This is a genomic window from Kitasatospora sp. DSM 101779 (assembly GCF_025655475.1).
In the GTDB taxonomy this organism is placed as follows: Bacteria; Actinomycetota; Actinomycetes; order Streptomycetales; family Streptomycetaceae; genus Kitasatospora.
The window spans coordinates 3,169,365-3,170,201 of sequence record NZ_JAHTIK010000001.1 but is presented as its reverse complement, the minus strand read 5'-3'; the positions used below and the strand labels follow the sequence as shown (position 1 = coordinate 3,170,201).

At 80.8% G+C, this 837-nt stretch carries 1 pseudogene; it reads right to left on the bottom strand.

The annotated features are described in order from the left end of the window. Nucleotides 1–837: pseudogene (locus KSNIM_RS14415) on the bottom strand (hypothetical protein); the annotation flags it as partial.

Here is an 837-nt window from a genome sequence, read left to right as displayed (position 1 = left end):
GTCGGAGGCCTCGCGGCGGACGCCCTCGGCAGCCTCCTCGGCCTCCGCCCGGCGGGCCTGCGCGGCCTCCTCGGCGTCGGCGCGCATCCGCTGCACGTCCTCGGCCGCGGCGCGGCGCAGGTCGGCGGCCTCCCGTTCGGCGGTGGTCCGGGTGTCGGCGGCCGCGGCGCGGGCGGCGGCCAGCGCCTCCTTGGCCTCCCGGTCGGCGGCGTCGAGGAGCTTCTCGGCCTCGGTGCGGGCCCGGGCCAGGGTCTGCTCGGCGCGGCCCTGGGTGGCGAGCGCCTGGTCCTTCGCCTCGGCGCGCAGCCGCTCGGTCTCGGTGGCGGCGCCGGCGCGCAGCTCGTCCGCGTCCTTCTTGGCGCGGGTGAGCAGTTCCTCGGCGCTCTTGGCGGACTCCTCGATCTGCACGACGGCCTGGCGGCGGGCGTCGCCGCGGACCCGGTCGGCCTCGGCGGCGGCCTGGGCGCGCAGCTCCTCCGCCTCGGCGCGCAGCCGGGCGGCCTCCTCGTGCATCCGCTCCATCTGCTCGCGGATCGAGGCGGCGTCGTCGAGCGCGGCGTTCTGCGCCTCCTCGACGGCGGCCATCGCCTGCTCGCGCAGCCGGTCGGCCTCGGCGGCGGCCTCGGCGCGCAGCCGGTCGGCCTCGGTCGCGGCCTCCTCGCGGGTGGTGTCGGCGTCCCGGGTGGCCCGGGCGAGCACCTCCTCGGCCCTGCGGGCGGCCTTGGCGAGGTGGACGGCGGCGTCCTTCGCGCCGTCGGCGCGGCCGCGCTCCTCGGCCTCGGCGCGCAGCGCCTGCGCGGCGGCCTCGGCCTCGGACCGCAGCGCGGCGACCTCGCC